Annotated in this window: 18 protein-coding genes; 8 read left to right on the forward strand and 10 right to left on the reverse strand. The window is 68.7% G+C overall.

All coding sequences use genetic code 11. From position 1 onward, the window contains the following. Nucleotides 1-82: 82 nt before the first annotated feature. From ACSQ2F_RS01405 to ACSQ2F_RS01435, 7 genes are read right to left on the reverse strand one after another with little or no spacing between them, the layout of a single operon-like run. Nucleotides 83-652: a TlpA family protein disulfide reductase gene (locus tag ACSQ2F_RS01405; RefSeq protein WP_436019022.1), complete on the reverse strand. Its 570-nt coding sequence runs from the start codon at nt 650-652 to the stop codon at nt 83-85. Next, nucleotides 649-1251 (reverse strand): hypothetical protein, encoded by a 603-nt coding sequence (locus ACSQ2F_RS01410; RefSeq protein WP_436019024.1) that lies wholly within the window; start codon nt 1249-1251, stop codon nt 649-651. The genes ACSQ2F_RS01405 and ACSQ2F_RS01410 overlap by 4 nt, the downstream gene beginning before the upstream one ends. A gap of 42 nt (nt 1252-1293) precedes the next feature. Beyond that, nucleotides 1294-2064: a transglycosylase domain-containing protein gene (locus ACSQ2F_RS01415; RefSeq protein ID WP_436019026.1), complete on the reverse strand. Its 771-nt coding sequence runs from the start codon at nt 2062-2064 to the stop codon at nt 1294-1296. Next, the gene (gene aroE / locus ACSQ2F_RS01420) at nt 2061-2900 is read right to left on the reverse strand and encodes a shikimate dehydrogenase (protein WP_436019028.1); all 840 of its coding nucleotides are present in this window, start codon (nt 2898-2900) and stop codon (nt 2061-2063) included. Before aroE ends, ACSQ2F_RS01415 begins: the two co-directional genes overlap by 4 nt. Nucleotides 2901-2920: 20 nt before the next feature. Then, nucleotides 2921-3781, reverse strand: coding sequence for a TonB family protein (locus ACSQ2F_RS01425; protein WP_436019030.1), 861 nt, complete (start codon nt 3779-3781; stop codon nt 2921-2923). Next, a complete protein-coding gene (locus ACSQ2F_RS01430) occupies nt 3778-5826 on the reverse strand; it encodes a ribonuclease catalytic domain-containing protein (RefSeq protein WP_436019032.1) in 2049 nt (682 codons plus the stop codon). Before ACSQ2F_RS01430 ends, ACSQ2F_RS01425 begins: the two co-directional genes overlap by 4 nt. A 39-nt stretch (nt 5827-5865) precedes the next feature. Beyond that, nucleotides 5866-6453: a YqiA/YcfP family alpha/beta fold hydrolase gene (locus tag ACSQ2F_RS01435; protein ID WP_436019034.1), complete on the reverse strand. Its 588-nt coding sequence runs from the start codon at nt 6451-6453 to the stop codon at nt 5866-5868. A 316-nt stretch (nt 6454-6769) separates the two neighbouring features. On the opposite strand from ACSQ2F_RS01435, the gene ACSQ2F_RS01440 reads away from it, so the two are divergent. The 3 genes from ACSQ2F_RS01440 (at nt 6770) to ACSQ2F_RS01450 (ending at nt 10542) form a co-directional block, all read left to right on the forward strand. Then, a complete protein-coding gene (locus ACSQ2F_RS01440) occupies nt 6770-9373 on the forward strand; it encodes a zinc-dependent metalloprotease (RefSeq protein WP_436019036.1) in 2604 nt (867 codons plus the stop codon). A gap of 283 nt (nt 9374-9656) precedes the next feature. Beyond that, nucleotides 9657-9938, forward strand: a complete 282-nt coding sequence (locus ACSQ2F_RS01445; protein ID WP_436019038.1) for a hypothetical protein — start codon at nt 9657-9659, stop codon at nt 9936-9938. 58 nt (nt 9939-9996) lie between these two features. After that, nucleotides 9997-10542, forward strand: coding sequence for a MerR family transcriptional regulator (locus ACSQ2F_RS01450; RefSeq protein ID WP_436019040.1), 546 nt, complete (start codon nt 9997-9999; stop codon nt 10540-10542). Nucleotides 10543-10554: 12 nt separating this feature from the next. Here the strand turns inward: ACSQ2F_RS01450 and mpl are convergent, their stop codons facing one another. Genes mpl through thiD form a run of 3 tightly spaced genes read right to left on the reverse strand, consistent with a single transcriptional unit; the run spans nt 10555 to nt 14208 of the window. Next, the gene (mpl, locus tag ACSQ2F_RS01455; protein WP_436019042.1) at nt 10555-11910 is read right to left on the reverse strand and encodes a UDP-N-acetylmuramate:L-alanyl-gamma-D-glutamyl-meso-diaminopimelate ligase; all 1356 of its coding nucleotides are present in this window, start codon (nt 11908-11910) and stop codon (nt 10555-10557) included. Nucleotides 11911-11957: 47 nt separating this feature from the next. Further along, entirely contained in the window at nt 11958-13274 is a 1317-nt protein-coding gene (hemL, locus tag ACSQ2F_RS01460; RefSeq protein ID WP_436019044.1) for a glutamate-1-semialdehyde 2,1-aminomutase, read from the reverse strand. Continuing rightward, nucleotides 13264-14208, reverse strand: coding sequence for a bifunctional hydroxymethylpyrimidine kinase/phosphomethylpyrimidine kinase (gene thiD / locus ACSQ2F_RS01465; RefSeq protein WP_436019046.1), 945 nt, complete (start codon nt 14206-14208; stop codon nt 13264-13266). Before thiD ends, hemL begins: the two co-directional genes overlap by 11 nt. Before the next feature lie 181 nt (nt 14209-14389). On the opposite strand from thiD, the gene ACSQ2F_RS01470 reads away from it, so the two are divergent. From ACSQ2F_RS01470 to ACSQ2F_RS01490, 5 genes are all read left to right on the forward strand, one after another. Next, nucleotides 14390-14554 (forward strand): rubredoxin, encoded by a 165-nt coding sequence (locus ACSQ2F_RS01470; protein ID WP_436019048.1) that lies wholly within the window; start codon nt 14390-14392, stop codon nt 14552-14554. Nucleotides 14555-14615: 61 nt separating this feature from the next. Next, complete coding sequence (locus tag ACSQ2F_RS01475; RefSeq protein WP_436019050.1) at nt 14616-15005, forward strand: response regulator; 390 nt, start codon at nt 14616-14618, stop codon at nt 15003-15005. Between the two features lie 100 nt (nt 15006-15105). Then, a complete protein-coding gene (locus ACSQ2F_RS01480) occupies nt 15106-15471 on the forward strand; it encodes a response regulator (RefSeq protein ID WP_436019052.1) in 366 nt (121 codons plus the stop codon). Nucleotides 15472-15518: 47 nt separating this feature from the next. Continuing rightward, nucleotides 15519-16037, forward strand: coding sequence for a chemotaxis protein CheW (locus tag ACSQ2F_RS01485; protein WP_436019054.1), 519 nt, complete (start codon nt 15519-15521; stop codon nt 16035-16037). A 62-nt stretch (nt 16038-16099) separates the two neighbouring features. Beyond that, the gene (locus ACSQ2F_RS01490; protein WP_436019056.1) at nt 16100-18394 is read left to right on the forward strand and encodes a methyl-accepting chemotaxis protein; all 2295 of its coding nucleotides are present in this window, start codon (nt 16100-16102) and stop codon (nt 18392-18394) included. Nucleotides 18395-18483: the final 89 nt, after the last annotated feature.

The following is an 18483-nucleotide window of genomic DNA, read 5'->3' on the forward strand; positions in this document are numbered from 1 at the left end:
CGTGTCATTTTTGCAAAGGCTGAACTTTACGCCTTTTGGGCGCCGTTGGACGCACTTCCGCAAATTCTTGTGTCAGCTTGATTCAGGCGCCGAGCGCGCGTGCCCAGGTGGCCAGGTCGGCCTCGGTGAGGGCGCCCAGCTTGCGCGTGATCACCTGGCCGCGGGCATCGAACACGACGGTGAAGGGCAGGGCGCCGTTGCTGTTGCCCAACGACTTGGACAGCGCGATGCCATCGAGTCCGGCGAGGCCGATGGGGAAGGCCACCGGTTGCTTCGCCAGGAACTCGCGGACCGGCGTCGGGCCGTCGACGGCCAGCCCGAGCACCTGGAGGCCGGTCGCCGGCTGCCCGCGATGAAAGACGTCCAGCATGGGCATCTCCTTCACGCAGGGCGGACACCAGGTGGCCCAGAAATTCAACAGGAGCGGACGGCCGCGCAGGCTGGTCAGGGCGAGCGTGCCGCCGGTGGGCGTGTCGAAGGCGCTGTTCCAGATGTCGCCCTCGGCCGCACCGGCGGTCGGCGCGGACGCGGCCCGTGGGGCGGCCGAGCTTGCGGGTCCCGGCGTGCCGCGGCGTTGCCACCAGGCCCATCCCGCCCCGGCGGCAAGGGCGCTTGCACCGGCGCCGGCGAGCAGCATGCGCCGCCCGTTCACGGCGCCTCCGCGTCGAGGAGCCGTCGAAGTGCCGCGAGGTCGCCCCGTTCGGTGCGCCCCCGGGTGTCGGCCTTGAGGGCGCCACGCAGGTCATCGAAGTCGAGGATGCTCAGGTGCAGGGTGACCGGTTCACCGAGTTCCGCACACGCCGTGCTGAAGCTCAGCACGTCGATGGGCTGGTTGCGCGGGCCGTTGAGGCTGCCGACGTCGAAATCGATGCGGCGGTTCAGCAGCTCGATCTCGGCTTCCTTGGCGTCATCGCAGAAGAGCTGCAGGTGGATGCTGTTGAGCCGGGTGGCAGTGCCGCGCCAGACGGCGCCTGTCAGGTGCGGCCGGAAGGCCTGGAGCCGCTCCATCCACACCGCGGCCACCTCGCGCAAGGCGCGCAACTCGGCCGGCTGCGTCTCGGCGCAGAAGAGGGCGAGGTACGACCTCACCTCCTCCTCGACGAGGTCGTTGTCGGGCAGTTCGGCCGGTCGCACGCTGGCACGGCCGAGCACGCGGGCCGCACGGCGCTTGGCCGGGCCGTATTCCATGCCTTCTTCGACGATGAGCCGCGCTGCGGCGCTCGCCAGTTCGGCAGTGAGGGAGGAAGCCATGGCTGATTCTAGGCCGGCGCGTCGGCAGGCGGGCACCACGCGTCAGGGCAGGTCCACCGAGCCCATGCGGGCCTGGATCGTGGCCGCCCGGCTCAGCACGTAACCGGAGCCCGGGCGCTTCTCGAAGCGCTTGGGCGCCGGCAGCATGACGGCCAGCCGCGCCGAGGGGTACGTGCCGAGATTGGTGGCGGACGTGCGGAAGTAGTGTTGCGCGGCGGCTTCGGCGCCGAAGACGCCTTCGCCCCATTCGACATTGTTGAGGTAGATCTCGAGGATGCGCTGCTTGCTCAGGAGCGCCTCGAGCATGAAGGTCACCACGATCTCCTGGCCCTTGCGCGCGAGGTTGCGCTCACCGGCCAGGAACAGGTTCTTGGCCAGTTGCTGCGTGATGGTGGAGCCACCGACGATGCGCGGCTCGGGCCGCTTCGGCGTGGTGGCCACGGCCGCCGGCCGGTTGGCGCGGCGCTTCTCGTCGCGCTGGGCCTGCTTCTCGGCACGGGCCTCGGCGCGCTGGTTCTTCTCCCAGGCCTTCTCGAGCGCATCCCAGTCGACGCCGCCATGCTCCGTGAAGGCGGCATCCTCGGAGGCGATCACGGCCCGCTTGAGGTTGTTGGAGATCCGCTCGTTGTCGACCCATTCCTGGCGCCACGCGAGTTCCCCGCGCTCGGTCACCAGGCGCCAGATCTCGGAACGCTGGAAGGTGGTGGACTGCGGCGCCACCACGGCCATCAATGCGATGCGGCCCGCGAAGAAGATCTCGAGGGCCAGCAGCGAGATCACCAGCAGGGCCAGCATCCGGCCCACGAGCTTCACGCCGAGGCCCCGTCGAGCCGGGCCCGCAGCTCGGCCAGCACGGGCGCCGTATCGGGTCGGACGCCGCGCCAGACGAAGAAGGCCTCGCCGGCCTGTTCCACCAGCATCCCGAGGCCATCGCGTGCCACGGCACCATGGGAGCGCGCCCATTCCAGGAAGCCGCGCGCCGCCGGGCCGTACATCATGTCGAGGGCCAGCGTGCCCGGCCGCAGGACGGTCGGGGCCACGGGGATCGCATCTCCCTGCAGGCTGCTGGCGCTGGCGTTGATGACGACGTCGAAGGCGTTGCCGCAAGCGTCCAGCGAGGTCGCGCGCAGTTGGGTGCCGCCGGCCGCGGCCAGGCTCGCGTGGCGGTCCACCAGGGTCTGGGCGCGGGCAACCGTGCGGTTGGCGACCACCAGTTCGGCCGGCCGGGCGGTGAGCAACGGGCCGAGCGCGCCGGACGACGCGCCGCCCGCCCCGATCAGCAGCACCCGGCGCCCGCCGAGCGTGACGCCGGCATTGCGCTCGATGTCACGCACGAGGCCGATGCCGTCGGTGTTGTCGGCGAACCAGCCCTCGGCGTCGAAGCGCAGCACGTTGGCCGCCTCGGCGAGCTGCGCCCGCCCGCTGGCACGCGGCGCGAGGGCGAATGCCTCGAACTTGAAGGGCACGGTGATGTTGCAGCCCGCGCCGCCGCCTTCGGCGAACTCCCGAAGGGTGGGGGCGAAGGCGTCGAGCGGGCACAGCAGCCGGTCATAGGCGATGGGCTGCCCGGTCTGCTCGGCGAAGCGGGCGTGGATGAACGGAGACTGGCTGTGGTGCACCGGGTTGCCGGCGATGACGTAGCGGTCCATGGAAAACCGGAGAGAGGAAGTTACTGCGGCGCGCTCAGCGTGGTCTCGAGACCCTCGGTGCGACTGAACCTGAAGCGCGAGGTGATGACGAGCTGGTCCGCACCACGGCGCATGGCGCTGGTGAACGGCCCGAAGGGGGCGGCGGCCTGGACGATGGCGATCGCCCGCTTGTCGAGCAGCGGCGACTTGGACGGGCGCACCACCTCGGTGTCGACCACCTGGCCACGCGAGTCCACCGTGATGATCAGCGTGAGCTCACCATAGAGCGGCCGGCCGTTGGCCTCGGGGAAGTTGCGCGTGCCGCGCTCCTCGATCTTGCGACGCAGGGTGTCGTAGTAGAGGGCATACACCTCCTCGCGCGTCGCCGGGCTGATGAAGCGCTTCTTCGGCCGGGCATTCTCCTCGTTGATGCGCTTCTCGATCTCGGCGAGCATCTGCAGCAGCTGGCGGCGCCGGTCTTCCTGGGCGCGGGCCTTGGGGTCGCCTTTGTCACGACGGGGGTCGGGCTGGGGCAAGGCGGCGAGGTCGCGTCGCACCTGGGCCAGCATCTGCTGCTGGGTCTCCATCAGCTGGTCGATCTGCTTGCGCGCGTCCTCGGCCGCGTCGCCCAGCTCGGTGATGGCGGCAGACGGCAACGGAGACGTCGCCCGCCCCATCGCCATCTCGCCGCCGCCGGCCAGGTTCGCCTGCGCAATGGCCTGGGCCTTCGTCGGCGCCTCGTTCGAGCGGGCATTCACCAGGATCACTTCGAGCGGGGTGTCCTCGAAGAAGCGGTTGAACCCCTCCGGGTCCACGAGCCGGACGGTCAGGAGCACGGCATGCACCGCCAGGGAGATGCCGAGCGCGATCGAGAGGGCCGGGTTGTTCTTGAAGATGTTCACGACGTGGGGGCGGCAGCCGCCGCGGTTTCTTCTGCGTTGCCCTCGCCCTGCACATCGATGGCGAGGGTGAGCGGGCCTGCGGAGGCTTCCTCGATCTCGGTGTCGTCCACCGGGGCGTCGTCCGCTTCGGTGGTCGGATCGTCCAGCCGCGCTGCAACGCTGGCCTGCACGTCGAGGGTGAGCAGGTCGGTGCCGGTGATGCGCACGCGCACGCGGGCACCGCGCGGCAGCCGCTCGGCACCGATGGCCTTGAACACGAGGGGCAGCGTGTCGGCGCGGACGAGGCCGTCCTTCATCACGGCGGCGTCGAGCTCGTGCAGGTCGTTCTGGGCCAGGTACTTGAGCGTCCAGTAGCGTTCGATGCCGGACTGGAAGCCGTTGTACGCGGTGTACGCCTCGTCGAAGCCCGAGATGATGGAAAAGAGCGCGGCGTCCTTGGGTTTGAAGGGCGCGGCCAGCAGGGCGGTACGGCCGTGGCGGGCGCAGGCGATGATCTGCCACTGGTTGACGAGGTCGACATAGCGACGCAGCGGGGACGTGGCCCAGGTGTACTGCGCCACCCCCATGCCGGCGTGCGGCGCCGCCTTGGTGCTCATTCGCACCTTCACGCCGGGCGCCATGCTGGCCTGGCTGCGGTAGATGCCGGGCACACCCAGCTCGTTGAGCCAGCCGCCCCAGGTGCTGTTGGCAAGGATCATGGCCTCCGCCACGATCAGATCCAGGGGTGATCCGCGGGTGCGCGTGGTGATCGTCACCTGTTCGTCCCCACGGGGCTCGGCGCCCTCGTTGCCGTCCAGGCGGAAGTTGTAGTCCGGCCGGTTGAAGCTCTCGGGCTTGCCGCGCACCACCTCGCGCGCCGCCTTGAGGTGACGGGCCAGGCGGAAGGCGAAGGCCAGCTCCGGCGCGAAGCCGTACTCGGCCGGAGCCGCGCCGGTCAGGGTCGCCTCGGTGATGACCTGGTCCAGCTGGTCGTGCCGCAGGTTGGCGGCGATGGGCACCCGTTCGATGCGCGTCTCGGTCGCCTTCACGGCGAAGCTCGCCTCGTCGAAGGTGACGTACAGCGAGACGGCCGGGCAGTCGCGGCCTTCGAGGAGCGTGTACGCCTGCACCACGTCGTCGGGCAGCATGGTCAGCTTGTAGCCGGGCATGTACACCGTGGACAGGCGGTCGCGGGCCACCTTGTCGATCGGGCTGTCGGGCGCCATGGCGAGGCCGGGTGCCGCGATGTGCACGCCGAACACCACCGTGCCCGAACCCAGCCCCTGCACGGACAGCGCGTCGTCGATCTCGGTCGTGGCCGAGTCGTCGATCGAGAAGGCCTGCACGGGTGCGAGCGGGAGGTCGTCCTTGATGGCCGGCGCCTGCAGGCTCGGGAAGCCGGTGCCCTTCGGGAAGTTCTCGAACAGGAAGCGGCGCCAGTGGAACTGGTAGGGGGAATCGATGGCGCCCGCGGCGGTGAGCAGGTCCAGCGGCGCCCGCTGTGCGCGGCGCGAGGCCTCCACCACCGCCTTGTACTCGGCCGCGTTCTTGTCGGGCTTGAAGAGGATCTTGTACAGCTGCTCGCGCACCGGTGCCGGGCACTGGCCACCGATAAGTTCCTCCGCCCAGGCGTCGATCTGCGCGGCAATCTGCTTCTTGCGCTCGATGCCGAGCAGCGCTGCCTTCACGATGTCTTCGGGGGCCTTGCGGAACTGCCCCTTGCCGGCACGGCGGAAGTAGTGGGGCGCGTCGAACAGGCGAAACAGCGCCGCCGCCTGCTGGACCGGGCCGGCGCTCGCGTCGAAGTAGTCGCGGGCCAGGTCGGCGAATCCGAATTCCTCTTCGGGGGCGAACTCCCAGGCCAGGTCGAGGTCGATCTCGGCGGCCAGGCGCTGTCCCTCCGCCATGAGTTCCGCCGGGGCCGGCTTCTCGAAGCGGAGCAGCAGGTTGGCGGACTTGACCTTCACCCGCTTGCCGGAGTCCAGTTCCACCTGGGCGGAGGTGTCCGTCTCGGACATCAGGCGGCCGGCGAGGAATTTTCCGGCGTCATCGAACAGTGCATACATTTGCGGATTGTCGCCTGAACCGGCGGGCCGCCCACACGCCTAGGGCCGCGGCGCAAGATCCAGGAAGTGGAGCACGTGGGGCAAGTGCACGTCGAAGTCCGTCAGGCCGTGGTCGCTGCCTTCGACGATGCGCAGGTGCGCGCCCCGGTAGCGCTCGCTCATCTCGCGCCAGTCGAGCACCTCGTCACCGGTCGCGATGACGGCGAAATAGCGGGACGGGTCCCGCAGTTCGCCCGGTGCCATCGTTTGCAACTCCGTCACGAACTCGGGCCGGAAGAAAAAGACCTCGTCGCTGTGCCACTGCCGCATCTGGCCGATGTGGCGTGCCAGGTCGCGCGCCGGGTGGACGGCCGGGTTCAGCAGCACGGCCTGGCAACCGGTGCGCTCGGCCAGCACGGTGGCATAGAAGCCCCCGAGCGAACTGCCGACGATCCGGGTGGTTTCCAGCGGCCAGTGCTGCATGCCCGCTTGCAGCAGGTCGATCGCCTCGCGGGGCGAGGGCGGCAGCTGCGGGCACCACCAGGTCACCCCCGGCGCATGCTGCTTCACCCAGGCCCCCATCTTCCGCGCCTTGAAGGAATGCGGCGAGGACCGGAAGCCGTGCAGGTAGAGCAGGTGGGTGGTCATGGGGCGAGCCGTGCGGGATGCCACGGAGTTTAGGGGCGCGCCTGCCATCCTGCCGGCCGTGGGTTGAACTTCGGGCCCCGCACCGCCTCTACACTCGTCTGCCGCTCGCCACCCGAGGAACCAGGACTCCGTGAAGCCCCTGCACACGCGCCCCCCGCTCCCGCTCCGCCCGCCCGCCGCCCCCCGGGGTGCGCGAGTCGCCGTATCCCCCCTTGTGGTCGCCCTGTCGCTGCTGACCGGTTGTGCCACCGTGGGGCAGGCCGGCCCGACACCGCCCGCTGCCACCGGCAACGGCACAGCCGCGAAGGGGCAGGCCGTGGCCCCCCGCTTCGGCAACGGCGGTGCCGCGCCAGGGGCACCGGCGGCGCCGCAGGCTGCTTCCGCGCCCGCAGCCGGTGCGCAGGCCACGGCCCGTCCCGAGCCGGGCGCGCCGCGCCCGTTCGACGAAGTCATCAAGGGCGCGACGCGCCAGCCCGGTTTCCTGCCCTTGTGGCGCAAGGACGAGAAGCTCTGGCTCGAAGTGCCCCTCGACCAGCTCGACAAGCCCTTCCTCTTCTCGGCCAACGTCTCGCACTCCGTGGGCGAGCGCGGCCTGTATGCCGGCCAGATGGGCCCGTCGTGGCTTGCCAGCCTGCGCCGCGTCGGCGGCAATCAGATCCAGCTCGTCGCCCACAACACCGAATTCATCGCCACCAACCCGCAGATGAACCTCACGGTGCAGCAGGGCTTCTCCAACAGCCTGCTGGCCTCGGCCACGATCGCCAGTGCGCAGCATCCCGAGCGTCGGTCGGTGCTGATCGACGCGGGCTTCCTGCTGACCGACATCCCGGGCTACGGCACGCGCATCGAGAGCGCCTACCGCATGCCCTTCGGGCTTGACCGCGGCAACTCCTACTTCGAACGCACCCACGTCACCGATGGCATCACCTCGGTGAACGCGCGCGTGCACTTCGGCATGGCGCGGCTGCCGGCGGCACCGCTCGTGCCACCGCCGGTGGCCACGCCGCGCCCCGCCACGCTGCCCGACGCGCGCAGCCTGTTCGTGGGCTTCGTCTACAGCTTCACCCGCCTGCCCGAGCAGCCCATGGCGCCGCGTCGCGCGGATCCCCGCATCGGCCACTTCTCCGACCCGGTGACCGACCTGAGCGACGACCTGACCTACAACCCGCGCGTCCATCACATCTCCCGCTGGCGGCTGGAGAAGGCCGATCCGCAGGCGCCGCTCTCCGAGCCCAAGGCACCGATCGTCTTCTGGCTGGACAAGAACATTCCCCTCAAGTACCGCCCGGCGGTGGAGGCCGGTGTGCTGGAGTGGAACAAGGCCTTCGAGCGCATCGGGTTCCGCAATGCCGTGGTCGTGCGCCAGCAGGCCGATGGAGATGAATGGGACACGCTGGACGCGCGCCACGCGTCCATCCGCTGGTTCGTCGGGCGCGATGCCGGCATGGCGGTCGGGCCGCACCAGTCGGATCCGCGCACCGGCGAGATCATCGATGCCGACATCGCCATGAGCGACGTGTTCGGCCGCAGCGCGCGACGCCTGCTGGTCGAGGACCTGGGTGCTGCCGTCCACCGCCACGAGCACGCCACGCATCCGGGCGGCGCGGCCGAAGCCGCCTGCAACTACGCCTTCGAGGCGCGGCACGAGATGGACTTCGCCCTCGACCTGCTGGAGGCCCGCGGCGAACTGGCCCCCGACAGCCCGGAGGCCGACGCGCTGGTGCGCGCCGTCATCAAGGACACGATCATGCACGAGGTCGGCCACACGCTCGGCCTCAAGCACAACTTCAAGGCCTCCACCGTGATCAGCCGCGAGCAGCTGCGCGACCGCGAGTTCACCGCCGAGCGTGGCCTGTCCGGTTCGGTGATGGACTACAACCCGTACAACCTGCCGTTGGCCGGCGAGCGCCCCAGCACGCTCAGCAATGCCGCGCTCGGACCCTACGACTACTGGGCCATCGAATACGCCTACAAGCCGATCGATCCCGCGCAGGAAGTCGAGGAACTCGGGCGCATCGCCGCCCGCAGCACCGACCCGTTGCTGGCCTATGCGGACGACGCCGACGCCACGACCGACGGCCTGGACCCGCTCGTCAACCGCTTCGACCTGGGCGACGACCCGCTCGCCTACTACAAACGCCGCCTGGCCCTGTCCCGCGAACTGTGGGATCGGGTGCAGGCGCGAACCCCGCAGCCGGGCGACGATCCCGTGCGCGCCCGTCGGGTGCTGCTCAACGGCTTCCGCCAGCTGCAGGCCAGCGCCACGCTGGTGGGCAAGTACGTCGGCGGCATGCACACCCAGCGCGACCTGCCGGGCGAAGGCAGCCGGGCGGCCTACACCCCGGTCGATCCGGACAAGCAGCGCGAGGCCTTGCGCTTCCTGACGCAAGGCCTGTTCAGTGCCGACAGCTTCCGTTTCGACCCCCGGTTCCTCGCCAGCCTCTCGCCCGACTACAACGAGTGGGAGCGCGGCGGCCCGGTGAGCATCCCGGCCGCGGTGCTTTCGGTGCAGACCGTGGCGCTTGATCGGCTCATGAGCGCGGGCACCGCCTCCCGCCTCCTCGAACTGCCGTTCTATGTGCAAGCCGATCGGCGGCGCGGCATCATCTCGCTGGCCGAGGTCTACGGCAGCCTGCAGGACGCGGTGTGGAGCGAACTGCGCGCTGCACGCGAGGTCGACACCCTGCGCCGCAACCTGCAGCGCGAACACCTGAAGCGGGTGCAGTCCCTGCTCGTCCGCGGCAGCAGCACCCTGCCGCCCGATGCGCTGAGCCTGGTGCGCTTCCATGCCACCGAGCTGCAGGCCCGGCTGCGGCGCGCCTCGAGCGCGGGCGGCCTCTCCGTCGAGACACGCGCTCACCTGAGCGACAGCTTGGCCACGCTGACCGAAGCCCTGCGCGCCTCGATGGTCCGCAGCTGAGCGGTCGCGCTTCAGCGGGCGCCCACGCGTGCAGGCGCGTGGGCGGTCCTGCCCGTTCGTTCAAGTGCCGCGGCGCCTGCCTTGCCGGCGCAGGAACCGCTTTCCATCGATCGGCCTTCTGCTTCCGACGGCTGCACCGCGCCCCGCAGTCCCTTGCACGGCAAAGGGAGGCTGAGCGGGAGCGGCGATTCGGCACCGGCCGGCAACTCGGGCTTGACCCTCAAGCCACTTGAGGTCTTACCGTGTCGGTGTGGGCGTCGTGCCCGCGCAGGGAGACGACCCGATGAAACCTTGGAAGCCTGTGTTGGCCCTCACCGCGGCATGTGCCGCCTGCTGTGCGGTGCCCTTGCTCGGCGGGGCCGCGGTGCTCACCTTGGGCGCGTCCGTCTTCACGGCGGTGGGGGCCGCGCTGTGGGCGTGCAGGGATGAGGTGGTGGCGCTCGCTGCGGTTCTCGCCGTGGCGTCGGCGGCGATCGTGGGCGGCGCCTGGTGGCGGCGCAGAGCCCGACATCGCGCCGCTTCCTCGACCGGGTGCCAGGGCAGCTGCCAGGTGGATCTCCGTTGACTGCGTCGGCTGAGATGGGAACGGCGGGCGGCCCGGCCCAGCCCGATACCATCGGCCCATGAACGCGAAACTCTCCATCGGACTGGTGGCACGGCGGACCGGCGTCACCGTGCCCACGGTGCGCTACTACGAGGAGATCGGGCTGCTGCCACCGGCGTCCCGCACCGAGTCGGGCCAGCGACACTATGGCGAGGCGACGGTCCGGCGCCTGGCCTTCATCCGGCGCTGCCGCGACTTCGGGTTTCCGTTGGAGCAGGTTCGCGAGCTCGTCGCCCTCGTCGACGACCCCGAGCGACCCTGCGCGGAGGCACGCGCCCTCGCGGCATCTCGCCTGGAGGACGTGCGCCGCAAACTCGACGAACTGAAGGCCCTGGAAACAAGCCTTGCGGCGTTCGTCTGTGGATGCGACGCCGCGTGTGTGGGCGGCCCCGCGGTCGACGCACCATCCTCGAGGACCTGTCCATGTCCGCACGTACCGCTTCGCCCGACGCGTCGGGCTGTTGTCCGTAGGGCGTTGCCGCGAACAATGGATGTGAGCGGGCGCGACTTGCCCGAACCCTCAAGCGAAGGTCATGGCCTCCATCGCCATCGCCATCGCCATTGACGACGGCCGCACTCAGCCGCCGAACGCCTGCAGCAGCTTGGCGTGGATGCCGCCGAAGCCGCCATTGCTCATGCACAGCACGTGGTCGCCGGGGCGGGCGGCTTGCCGCACCGCCTGGACGAGCGCGTCGATGGAGTCGCCGACGATCGCCTTGTCGCCCATGGGTGCGAGTGCCTCGCGGGCGTCCCAGCCGAGGTTGCCCTGGTGGCAGAAGGAGAGGTCGGCTTCTTCTAGGGCCCAGGGCAGCTGCGCCTTCATGGTGCCGAGCTTCATGGTGTTGGAGCGGGGCTCGAAGACGGCAAGGATGCGCTGGTCGGGGCCCACCTTGCGGCGCAGCCCGTTGACGGTGGTGCGGATGGCGCTCGGGTGGTGGGCGAAATCGTCGTAGACCTTGATGCCGCCAGCCTCGCCGCTCAGCTCCATGCGGCGCCGCACGTTCTCGAAACTGGCGAGCGCTCGGGCGGCGTGCTCGGGGTCGACGCCCACATGTTCCGCGGCGGCAATGGCGGCCAGCGCGTTGAGTTGGTTGTGCTCGCCGAGCAGCGACCATTCCACCCGCGCCACCTTCAGGCTGCCGCGCAGCACGTCGAAGGCATGCGGCTCGCCGCGGGCGCGCAGCGCCCCGGGGGTTTCCTTGCGGGCGCCGAAGCGCACGACCTCGCTCCAGCAGCCGCGCTCGATCACCCGCTGCAGCGATTCCTCGCGCGCGTTGACGACCAGCCGGCCGGCCGCGGGCACGGTGCGCACCAGGTGGTGGAACTGCGTCTCGATGGCGGCCAGGTCGGGGAAGATGTCGGCGTGGTCGTACTCGAGGTTGTTGAGGATCGCGGTGCGCGGCCGGTAGTGAACGAACTTGCTGCGCTTGTCGAAGAAGGCGGTGTCGTACTCGTCGGCTTCGATCACGAAGGGACTGCCGCCGCCAAGGCGGGCGGACACGCCGAAGTTCTGCGGCACGCCACCGACCAGGAAGCCGTTGCCGAGGCCGGCCTGGTCGAGGATCCAGGCCAACATGGAGGTGGTGGTGGTCTTGCCGTGCGTGCCGGCGACGGCCAGCACGTGGCGGCCCCGCAGCACGTTGTCGGCCAGCCATTGCGGGCCGCTGGTGTACGGCTCGTTGGCGTCGAGGATGGCCTCCATCAGCGGGTTGCCGCGCGAGACGACGTTGCCGATGACGAAGAGGTCGGGAGCGATGGCCAGCTGGTCGGCGTCGAAGCCTTCGATGAGGTCGATGCCGAGCGCGCGCAGCTGGTCGCTCATCGGGGGATAGACGCCCGCGTCGCAGCCGGTCACGCGGTGGCCGGCCTCGCGCGCCAGGGCGGCCAGGCCGCCCATGAAGGTGCCGCAGATGCCGAGGATGTGGATGTGCATGGGTGAATGTCAGCAGGCGCCGCGCGCCAGGGCGCGGCGCGGGCCCGTCAGCGAAGCACGTTCCGGGCCGCAGCCACGGTGTCCTCGATGTCCCGGGCGGTATGGGCGGCGCTCACGAAGCCTGCTTCGTACAGGGCAGGGGCAAGGTACACCCCCTGATCGAGCAGGCCGTGGAAGAAGCTGTTGAAGCGGTCCTTGTCGGTCTTCATGACGGTGGCGTAGTTCTGCGGCAGCCCTTCGCCCGGCTGGGTGAAGAAGAAGCCGAACATGCCGCCTTCGCAGTCGCCGACCATCGGCACGCCGGCGTCCTTGGCCGCGCCCAGCAGGCCGTCGAGCAGCGCGCGGGTGCGCGCGCCCAGGTTCTCGTAGAAGCCGGGGCGCTGGATTTCCTTCAGCGTCGCCAGGCCGCAGGCCGTGGCCACGGGGTTGCCGGAGAGGGTGCCCGCCTGGTAGACCGGACCGAGCGGCGCGAGCTGCTCCATGATCTTGCGACGTGCGCCGAAGGCTGCCAGCGGCATGCCGCCGCCGATGACCTTGCCGAACACGCTGATGTCGGGCGCGAAGCCGGGCAGGGCGCGGGCATAGAGGCTCTGCGCACTGCCGAGCGCCACGCGGAAGCCGGTCATGACCTCGTCGAACATGAGCAGGGCGCCGTGCTGGTCGCACAGTTCGCGCAGGCGCTTCATGAAGGGCACGCTGGCGCGCACGAAGTTCATGTTGCCGGCGATGGGCTCGATGACGACGCAGGCGATCTGCTCGCCGTCGCGCGCGAAGGCCTCTTCGAGCTGGCCGATGTGGTTGTACTCGAGCACGAGCGTGTGCTGCACCACCTCGGGCGGCACGCCGGCGCTGGTCGGGTGACCGAAGGTGGCGAGCCCGGAGCCGGCCTTCACCAGCAGCGCGTCGGCATGGCCGTGGTAGCAGCCCTCGAACTTCACGATCTTGGGGCGGCCCGTGGCACCGCGCGCCAGGCGCAAGGCGCTCATCGCGGCTTCGGTGCCCGAGCTCACCAGGCGAACCTGGTCCATCGTCGGCACGAGCTTGAGGATTTCCTCGGCGAGTTCGATCTCGCGCTCGGTCGGCGCGCCGTACGAGAAGCCCTCGAGCACGGCCTTCTGCACCGCCTCGACGACGGCGGGATGGCCGTGGCCGAGGATCATCGGTCCCCAGGAGCCGATGTAGTCGATGTAGCGTTTGCCTTCGGCGTCGATCATGTAGGCGCCTTCGGCGCGCGCGATGAAGCGCGGCGTGCCGCCCACGGCGCGGAAGGCGCGCACCGGCGAATTCACACCGCCCGGAATGACGCGGCGGGCGCGCTCGAACAGGGCTTCGTTGGCGCCGCTGGCTTGGGATTCAATGGACATGCCGCGGGTCCTTGGGCAGGTTGTCGTCGTCGGTGGTGGGGGAGTCGAGCGAGGCCTCGCCCTGGCCTTCTTCCTCCTCGCCCGGAGGCAAGGCCCAGAAGAAGCGGTCCGGAATCACGTTGCCCATGCCGGGCCGGAAGCCCGCGTCGAGCGCCTGGTCGAGGAAGGCGAGCGACTCGCCCACCGCGGCATGCAGTTCCGCGCCGGAGGCCAGCAAGGCGGCCAGTGACGACGACAGCGTGTCGCCCGCCCCGACGAAGCTCACCTCGAAGCGTTCGAACTTCTCGCCGGTGATGGCGCCCTGCGGCGAGGCGAGCACGTTGTCGAGGTACTGGTCGGGCAGGGGCACGCTGCTCACCAGCACGAAACGGGTACCGTGCTCGGCCGCGGCCACTGCCAGCTCGCGCGGCGAGGCCGGACGTTCGTTGTTCCACTCGGGGAGCAGGAAGTCGGTCAGGGTCTGGTGGCTGCCCACCAGCACCTCGGCCTGCGGCAGCACCAGCTCGCGGTAGGCATCGAGGTAGGCCTGCTGGTCGTCTTCCTCGACCCACGACAGGTTGGGCATGTAGGCCACGAGCGGCACGTCCGGATAGTCGGACAGGACCTCGGCCACGGCGCTCACGCCCTCGGCCGAGCCCAGGAAACCCACCTTCCAGGCGGAAATCGTGACATCTTCCAGGATGCTGCGGGCCTGTTCGACCACCACGTCGGCCTCGATCGTGGTGTGATCGAACACTTCAGCGGTGTCGCGAAGAACGATCGATGTGACCACCGGCAACGCATGGGCGCCCATGGCGGCGATCGTGGCGATGTCGCCTGCCAGACCACCGGCGCCGGTGGGGTCGGTGGCATTGAAAGTCATCACGCAGGCCGGACCCACCCCTTCCTGGGAAGGGTCTGCGGCGTGATCTTGGGGGATAGCGTCAACGGTCATGGGGGGCATCCGTCTGATGGAGCGAAGGAGTGACCGGGTTCGCCGGGAACTTCTAGATAAACGTGAGGAATGTGGTGTATGTACCTAAAAACCATCGCATTTTCGGCATTTTGCGTGGCTACAATCTTTCCTCATTGTAGTGATCATCGTAAAGAATAACGTGAGTAAAGACGCGAGAACCATGCGGACTTGGATGTGCCTGATCTGCGGCTGGATCTACGACGAAGCCGCGGGCGATCCCGAGCATGACATCGCTCCGGGCACGCCCTGGGAGGCGGTCCCGATGAACTGGACCTGCCCGGAGTGCGGCGCCCGCAAGGAAGATTTCGAGATGGTGCAGATCTGATCCTGCACCCGAGCGTTGCCCCCGGCCTTGGCCGGGACCCGAGGCACAGAGGAGATATCCGTTGACCAATGAAGCCGCAGCAGGCGTCAAGGTGCTGGTGATCGACGACAGCAACACCATCCGACGCAGTGCCGACATTTTTCTGAAGCAGGGCGGATACCAGGTGCTCCTGGCCGAGGACGGCTTCGACGCGCTGGCGAAGGTCAATGACCTTCACCCGGACCTGATCTTCTGCGACATCCTGATGCCCCGGCTCGATGGGTACCAGACCTGCGCGATCATCAAGCGCAACCCGACCTTCTCGGGTGTGCCGGTGATCATGCTGTCGTCGAAGGACGGGCTGTTCGACAAGGCGCGAGGGCGCATGGTGGGGGCCGAGGCCTACCTGACCAAGCCCTTCACGAAAGACCAGTTGTTGCAGGCCGTCGAGCAATACCGCTTGAAGGCCTGATGCGAAACGAAAGCGCTGCCGGAAGGCCGGCGCGCTGAAAAACGGGCGACTGGTTCGCCCAAAAACGGGCGACTCGTTCGCCCGCCCGATGGAGAACGATATGCCGATCAAGAAGATCCTGTTGGTGGACGACTCGAAGACGGAGTTGCACTTCCTGTCCGACCTGCTCACGAAGCGGGGCTACGCCGTGCGCACGGCCGAGGATGGCGAGGACGCGATGCGCCGCCTCGAGGAGGACAAGCCCGACCTGATCCTCATGGACGTCGTGATGCCCGGCCAGAACGGCTTCCAGCTGACCCGCGCCATCACGCGCGACACCCGGTTCGCCGACGTGCCCGTGATCATGTGCACGAGCAAGAACCAGGAAACCGACCGCGTCTGGGGCATGCGCCAGGGCGCGCGCGACTACATCGTCAAGCCCGTCGACGCCGACGAACTGATCTCCAAGATCAAGGCCTTCGACTGACCCGGTCTCCGGTGACAGTCTCCTTCTCGTTCCAGAGGCAGGTGTGAATGGCCAATAAGGATGCATTGCGCGAGCTCCAGACCCGCCTGGCCGACCGGCTGCGGGTGGCTCAGACGCAAGAGCGTGGCAAGTCGTGGCTCGCCGTTGAAAGCGGTGGCCACGGCTTCTTGTTTCCGCTCCAGGAATCGGGCGAAATCTTCCCGTTCGGCCCGACCGTGCCCGTGCCCTACACGAGCCGCTGGTTCATGGGCGTGGCCAACCTGCGGGGACGGCTGCACGGCGTGGTCGACCTGGCCGGCTTCCTGGGCCTGCGGCACACCGAGACCGGCCGCGACCAATCATGGTTCGTGGCCTTCAACGCCACCTTGAACATCAATGCAGCGGTGCTGGTGGACCGGCTCGCCGGCCTGCGCAGCACCGAGCAGCTGACGCTGCAGCCCGACGACGGGCAGGTGCGACCGCCGTTCGTCGGCGGGCACTACCGGGACGAAAGCAATCGCCTGTGGCGCGAGCTGAACCTCGCGGCCCTCGCCAATGAGGCGGCATTTCTGAGAATCGCGGGCTGAGGCGCCATCGGGCACCCAGACCATCTGACAGTGGTATCGAGTTAAGACGGAACGAGGAACATATGAGCTTCCTGGACAAAATCAAAGGCAAGGGCAAGGCAGATGGGGCTGACCTTTCCCTGGACGGCGTGATGGCGCTCGACGCCCCCATGCACGACGAGACGACGCCGGCGGCTGCCGACCGTCGCGCCAACGCGGCCACGGCCCACATGGATTCCTCGATCATCACCGAAGCCGCGCCCTCCGAGGTTGCCGACTTCTCCGACACCCGCATGCCGCCTGGCGAGGGCCTCGGCTCCGGCACCGGCCTGCCCCTCATCGGCGAGAAGCCGGTCGGCACGCAGCAGAAGATCCTGTTCGCCATGGTGGCGATCGGTCTCGTCGGCTTGACGGCCACCGCGGTGTACTCGATCAACTCCGCCACCAAGGGCGCCGCCCAGGTGGGTGCGAGCGGTCAGGCACTGATGCAGTCGCAGCGTCTCGCCAAGTCGGTGTCGCAGGCCCTGATCGGCAGCGCCTCCGCCTTCCCCGAGGTGAAGGAAAGTACCGAGGTTCTGGCCCGCAACGTGCGCGGCCTCGCCACCGGTGAAGGCGAACTGGCTGCAGCCCCGGGCTCGGTCCAGGTCGAACTGACGCCGCTCATTCCGCTCGTCGACGCCGCCGAGAAGAACGCCAAGACCGTGCTCGGCCAGCAGCAGATCCTGACCCAGGTGGGCCAGGCGCTCCGCGCCATCAACCGCCAGTCGTCCGACCTGCTGGAAATCGCCGAAACCGTTTCCTCGCTCAAGCTGCAGCAGGACGCGTCGCCCGCCGAGATCTCTGCCGTCGGCCAGTTGGTGATGCTGACCCAGCGGATCGGCAAGAGCGCGAACGAATTCCTGACGATGGAAGGCGTGAGCCCCGAGGCCGTGTTCCTGCTGGGCAAGGACCTGAACTCCTTCAAGGAAATCGCCGACGGCCTGCTGGTCGGCAACCAGGAACTGCGCCTGCCCGGCACCAAGGAGCCGCAGACCAAGGAACGCCTCGAAGCCCTGCTCGCCCTGTACGAAGAGACCCGCACCCAGGCCGGCTCCATTCTGGGCAACCTGCAGGGTCTGGTGTCGGCCCGTGAAGCACAGGCCGCCATCATCAAGGACAGCGAGCCGCTGCGTATCGGCCTCGAGAAGGTCCAGGAAGGCCTTGGCGACGCCACCGGCTTCAACACCGGCGCCCTGGCGCTGCTGCTGCTGTCGGCCTTGATGCTGGCCGCCGGTGGTTTCGGTTTCCTGCAGCTCTACGTGCGTGACCAGGCCCAGCGTGCCGCCCTCGCCGAAAGCCAGCGACTCGAAGCCGAACGCCAGGAGCAGGAAGCCAAGCGCGTCAACGACGCCAACCAGGCCGCCATTTTGCGATTGATGAACGAACTGCAGACGGTTGCTGAAGGTGACCTGACCCAGCAAGCCACCGTGACGGAAGACATCACGGGCGCCATCGCCGACTCGGTGAACTACACGGTGGAAGAGCTGCGCACCCTGGTGTCCCAGGTGCAGGGCACGGTGGGTCGGGTGACCGAAACCACCCAGCAGGTGGAAGCCACCTCGACCGAACTGCTGGCCGCCTCCGACGAGCAGCTGCGCGAGATTCGCGAAACCGGCGAGTCGGTGCTCCAGATGGCCGGTCGAATCAACGAGGTGTCCGCCCAAGCCCAGCAGACCGCCCAGGTGGCCCGTCAATCGCTGCAGGCCGCTGAATCCGGTCTGACCGCGGTGCAAAACACCATCGGCGGTATGAACTCCATCCGCGACCACATTCAGGAAACCTCCAAGCGCATCAAGCGTCTGGGTGAATCCTCGCAGGAGATCGGTGAAATCACCGAGCTGATCTCGGACATTACGGAACAGACGAACGTGCTGGCCCTGAACGCCGCCATCCAGGCCGCATCCGCCGGTGAAGCCGGCCGAGGCTTCTCGGTGGTTGCGGAAGAAGTGCAGCGTCTGGCTGAACGTTCCGGCGATGCAACGCGTCAGATCGCGGCCCTGGTGAAGACCATTCAGACCGATACCCAGGACGCGGTGGGCGCCATGGAGCGTTCCACGCAGGGTGTGGTCGAGGGAACCCGACTGTCTGACGCGGCAGGTAGCGCGCTCGGCGACATCGACCGCGTGTCGCGCCAGCTCGCTGACCTGATCGGACAGATTTCCACGCAGGCCCTCCGCGAAGCCGAATCGGCGAACGTGGTGGCTGCGAACATCCAGCACATCTTTGCCGTGACCGAGCAGACCGGTGAGGGTACGCGTTCGACCGCCCAGATGGTGCGCGAACTGTCCCGTACCGCTGAAGAACTGAAGCAATCGGTCGCCCGGTTCAAGATCGACTGATTTGATTTGATCTGGCACACCGCCGCGGCCCACGGGCCGCGGTCCTGACTCGACGACATCCGTCACCGAATCGAACGCCACTGCACGCA

This window comes from Rhizobacter sp. LjRoot28 (assembly GCF_964253025.1).
Classification (GTDB): Bacteria; Pseudomonadota; Gammaproteobacteria; order Burkholderiales; family Burkholderiaceae_C; genus Rhizobacter.